Annotated in this window: 3 protein-coding genes and 1 pseudogene; 1 reads left to right on the top strand and 3 read right to left on the bottom strand. The window is 55.8% G+C overall.

Annotation, left to right across the window (positions count from 1 at the left end; all coding sequences use genetic code 11):
- Positions 1-479: 479 nt before the first annotated feature.
- Positions 480-1,472 carry an IS30 family transposase gene (locus L0664_RS18395; RefSeq protein ID WP_235227366.1) on the top strand — a complete coding sequence of 331 codons (993 nt, stop codon included), beginning with the start codon at positions 480-482 and terminating at the stop codon, positions 1,470-1,472.
- Between the two features lie 84 nt (positions 1,473-1,556).
- Here the strand turns inward: L0664_RS18395 and L0664_RS18390 are convergent, their stop codons facing one another.
- From L0664_RS18390 to L0664_RS18380, 3 genes and pseudogenes are all read right to left on the bottom strand, one after another.
- The gene (locus L0664_RS18390; RefSeq protein WP_235227365.1) at positions 1,557-1,742 is read right to left on the bottom strand and encodes a hypothetical protein; all 186 of its coding nucleotides are present in this window, start codon (positions 1,740-1,742) and stop codon (positions 1,557-1,559) included.
- 530 nt (positions 1,743-2,272) lie between these two features.
- Positions 2,273-4,456, bottom strand: coding sequence for an autotransporter outer membrane beta-barrel domain-containing protein (locus L0664_RS18385; protein ID WP_235227364.1), 2,184 nt, complete (start codon positions 4,454-4,456; stop codon positions 2,273-2,275).
- A gap of 130 nt (positions 4,457-4,586) precedes the next feature.
- Positions 4,587-4,877, bottom strand: a pseudogene (locus tag L0664_RS18380) (hypothetical protein); the annotation flags it as partial.

The raw sequence follows: 4,877 nt of genomic DNA, 5'->3' as shown, positions 1-4,877 counted from the left end.
TCAGCGGCACGATTGAAATATCGATCCACAGCTTTGGCCAACATCGGCAAACATTTGGCCGAAAAGCGATGTTCGCAAACTAGGTCGTTTGGAAATTATGCTATCGAAGTCAGCGAGAAATAATGTCAGCGTCAGCCTCGCCCTCCCTGACGCTGGAATGGTCAAGCAAGCAGGCCTAGCGCTCGAAACCTCAGCACTTGTTGAATTTTTTGGGCTCTTCGCGTGATAACGGACATTCCTGCTGCACGCAGCGTCTGACACATTGGGCTCGTTCTGCTCATTCGCTGCACAGATCACGAACGGCCGCTTTAGAAAATTACGTTCCTACAGCAGCAGGTCCATGCCCTAGCACGTCATCTTTTCAAGGGTAAAATTCTAACATATTGAACCTTATGCGAATAATGCGTATGTTTAGGGGTACATTCTAAACTGGGAAGCGACTTTTCCTCTATCCTACTGGAAAGTCAGGAGAACGGTTTATGAAACGCACCGAGTTAAATCTAACCGAACGACGCACGATTGAAGCCCTGTTACATCGAAAGGTGAACGTGACTGAGATCGCGCGTCGGATCAATCGTCACCGTGCGACTGTGTATCGCGAGATTAAGCGCAACTTCTTTGAGGATAACGAGCTTCTGCAGCTGAATGGCTATTACGGAATGCTTGCACAGAAATCCGCGGCTGAACGGCGTGCAAGGCGCCGCAAGTTGGTGCGCATTCCGGAACTCCGCGAGGCTGTGATTGATCGGCTTCAGGAAGGTTGGTCACCGGAACAAATTGCAGGCCGTCTGAAATTTGAAGGCCATGTCACAACCGTCAGCCACGAGACGATTTATTCTTATGTCTACAGTCCGGATGGCCAATCACAGGCTCTGGCCCGCTACCTGCCGGACCGTCGTAAAAAGCGGAGACCTCGCTATGCTCGGACGCTACGTGACATGATGTTCCCGCTGGAACGCTCGATCCACAACAGACCCGAACACGTCAAGGATCGTTCGGTATTTGGTGACTGGGAAGGCGATTTGATGATCTTTAGACGGGAACACGGCAAGACCAATGTGGCGTCGTTGGTCGAACGCAAAACGCGCTACGCCGTACTGTTCCGCAACAATGATCGTAGCTCCAAACACTTCATTGCAAGGCTAATGAATGTCATGGAGCCCCTGCCCCACACCGCCCGTCAGTCAATCACCTTTGATCGTAGGATTGAGTTCTCTGGCTGGCGAAAGCTCAAACCTGGAATAGGAACCGAGGCGTGGTTTTGTGACCCGCAGGCCCCTTGGCAGAAAGGATCTGTGGAGAACCTAAACAAGCGAGCTCGACGATACTTGCCACGAGACACGCCGATCTCAACGTTCTCAGATTGCGATATGAAAGCAATTTGTGAACGCCTGAACGGAACACCGAGAAAGTGCCTCGGATGGCAGACACCAACAGAGGCCTTCGCTGAAGAATTACGGAAACTAGGATAGCAGAAAATGTCGCAACCTAACTTGAGTTCACAGCTTATAGAAAGTCAATTTCTTGACGTGAAGATCAGAGTAAACATCGACCTGTCATTGCCACTCAATTTCAGGCCACAGATGTTCAACAGGTAGATCTATCAGAGCCGCTATTTTAGATTTCACATCATCGTATTTATCACCGCGGTTGATGGCTTTGTTGATGATCGTGTCGTTAAATCCTTGGTCCAATCCCCAGCTCTTGAAGTTTTTCGGCAAACAGCCTGTGTCTATATTCACCTGCTTTGAAAAATTCTCGCGCGGCCGGTGGAATTTCGACCTGTGCTGTTGCAGCACCGAGTTCGAATGCTTGCATCAACGCATCTGTGAGGTTTCTGTTGTATTCATCCAACCACTTGTCCGGCTAGGTTGTAACATATGCTTGCGGCGTGACACCCGCCACGCCGAGCACGACAGCCCAACCCGCGCGGGCGAGACTTCCGAAAACGGCCTTATACTTCCGATATTCAGGTATTGAATCTTCGATCAATGGAATGGCCCCACAAAACAAGTTTGTTGTCACCCTTTGGGCGTACATATTGTCCTAGCGTCTTTACAGGCGAGTACCTGTAGCGGATTGCAATCATCCGCCTCGGGTTACATTGGATGCGAACGGCGGCAGTGCCGGACGCAGCATGCGTCATCGGGCTGACACCGTTTTAGGATCTGCTTTTCGACCCAAAGCGGCGGGCCGTTCATCTATAAACCAAACACTCGGACGCGGTGCGGCGTGGGCAAGGCGGTGCATCTGCCTTGCCCACGTCTGTTGCTTAAAACGAGAAGCTGACGTTGAGGCTGGCGGCGAGGAATTGGTCTCCGCCCTCGGCAAAGCCGTATTCAACATCACCTGTCAGACGCAGTTGATCCGCTTGCACAAACGTTGCCCGCGCCCCCAGAAAGCCGCCCAGAACGGTATCACTGTCGGCGGCGGCAAAGCTTTGGCTTTCGTCGCCCAAGCTGAGGGTGATGTCGTCTTCGCTGCTGAACCGCCCATCGATCCCAACACGGTAAGCAACGTCAATCCCGTAAAGATCTGCGGTTGCTTCCAACTGGCCCCGCGCGGTGAGCGTTTGGGCGGTCCGGCTGTCGATGTCGAGGTTGGCATTGGTTGTGCCCTCTTCGGTGTAGGCATCAAACGATGTGGCCGTATAGGTCGCCAGCGCCGAGGGCTGCACCTGCACCCCGCCCAGCGTAAAGCTGCCTGCCGTAACCTGCACGCCTGCACTGACAAAGCTGCCGTCAAACTGCCCTGTGGCCGCCTCAAACCCGGCGATATTATCCAGCACCAGACGTTCACTGTCATAGCTGTCCACACCGGCCAGCAGGCTGGCTGTCACGTCGAGCTGTCCCAGCCTGGTGCCCAGATAGGCCCCGCCAAACAGGCTTTCGGTTGTGATATCAGACGCGTCGCTCTCTGTTGTGATCTGGCTGTTGGACACACCGCCCACAAAGCCAAGGCGGTTGCCCCCCACTGTTGTGTCATACCCGGCCATGACACCTGCCAAGCTGTGGTCATAGGCCAGTGCCACACCGTCATCCCCGCGCGTACGGCTGGTGCCAAACAGGCTGGCCCAGGCGCCCGAGGTGCCGGACTGTGGATCACCCACCTGCGCATTCAGGGTCTGGTGGGCGCTGGCGTTGCGCAGCGCAACCGCGTCATTCAGAACCGAAGGGCCTGTCAGATCGACGATGGTCACAGTGCTGGTGTCGCCATCAGTTTGCACAAAGCCCGCGATACCTTCGGCGATGGTGATGTTTTCCACCCCCTGCATGGCCAGCACAGATGAGGTGTCAGCACCCGCGATCGTGACACTGTCGTCACCTGCGCCCAGATCAAACGCGCCCAAGATCTGCGACCCGGTACCCAGCACAACCGTCTGGCTGCCTGCGTTGCCGGACACGGCAAAACCGTTGACCGCAGACAACAGGCCCGTGTTGGTCAGCTGCCCGTCTGCACCTTGCATGTTGATTGCAGCGGTCTCGTCACCCAGCGTCGTGATCACGCCGCTATTGGTGACCACTGCATTGTCGCCGCGAGATTCAATGCCATCGTCATCCGCCGTGATCACGCCGCTGTTGCTGATCTCTGCAGCGTCGCCGGAAGCGTCAATGCCATTGTCCACCGCCGTGATCTCCCCGCTATTGCTGATCACTGTAGCGGCGTCGGTAGCATCAATGCCATCGTCCACCGCGGTGATCGCTCCGCTGTTGGTGATCACTGCAGCGCCGCCGCTAGAGAAAATGCCATCGTCATCCGCCGTGATCACGCCGCTGTTGCTGATCTCTGCAGCGTCGCCGGTAGCGTCAATGCCATCGTCCACCGCCGTGATCTCCCCGCTGTTGCTGATCTCTGCAGCGCCGCCGCTAGAGAAAATGCCATCGTCATCCGCCGTGATCACGCCGCTGTTGCTGATCTCTGCAGCGTCGCCGGTAGCGTCAATGCCATCGTCCACCGCCGTGATCTCCCAGCTGTTGCTGATCACGGCAGCGGTGCCGGTCGAGAAAATTCCATTGTCGCCCGCATCCGCATTGATCACCCCGCTGTTGCTGATCATTGCAGCGGTGCCGCGAGATACAATCCCATCGCTCCCCACCGTGATCACGCCGCTGTTGCTGATCTCTGCATTGTCGCCGGTAGCGTCAATGCCATCGTCCCCCGCCGTGATCGTCCCGTTATTGGTGAACACGTGATTATCGACATCCCCGAACGCCGCATCCCCTTCTGCAATATCAAGCGCGCCGCCTTGCTCAATAATCAACACGTCGCCCTCGTTTGCGAGGGTCACAGTGCCTGTCACTGTCTGACCGTCCGCAATTGTCACGTCCTGCGCTGTGGCAGGCATAGCGGCCAACAGGCCAACCATAAGGGCTGCGGGCGAAACCATACGCGACGCTGACGTCACCCGAAACCGTGTGGTTTGGCGGATTGGTGCAAAGGGGGATGTCATTCTCATGGTGTGTCCAGTCAGTTTGATGATGTGTCAAATTGTGTTTAAATACGGTTCATGTAGGGTTACGCGCATCCGCAATTTCAAGAAATTATACCCAAAACCCTGCGCAAAAAATCGATCACGCAGGGGACGTTTACTGTTCACCATCGGCAACGTCCGCCAATTTCGCCTCGGTCCAGCCGCGTGCCTGCGCCTGACCTGCCAGAACATCCGCAGGCGTCATCCGCGCCTCAAGCGCGTCGCGAAACGCCACCGCCTCATTGAGGCCGCGCACGATTGCAAGGCTCGACCATGCATAGGCGCCGACAAGATCAGGCGCGTCCTGTCCATCAAAAAATTGGGCCAAACTGAACATCGCAACCGGATTGCCAGCCTCTGCTGCCGTGCTAAACCGCGTTTGTGCGGTGTTAACATCGCCGTCCGA

Origin of the sequence: Octadecabacter dasysiphoniae (assembly GCF_021532615.1) — a bacterium.
Lineage (GTDB): Bacteria > Pseudomonadota > Alphaproteobacteria > Rhodobacterales > Rhodobacteraceae > Octadecabacter > Octadecabacter dasysiphoniae.
Note: the sequence above shows the minus strand (reverse complement) of the source record. Positions and strands in the feature narration are given on the sequence as shown.

Excerpts from the sequence above, each read along its gene's own strand:
- L0664_RS18395 (WP_235227366.1), top strand. The coding sequence starts at position 480 with ATGAAACGCACCGAGTTAAATCTAACCGAACGACGCACGATTGAAGCC.
- L0664_RS18385 (WP_235227364.1), bottom strand. The coding sequence starts at position 4,456 with ATGAGAATGACATCCCCCTTTGCACCAATCCGCCAAACCACACGGTTT.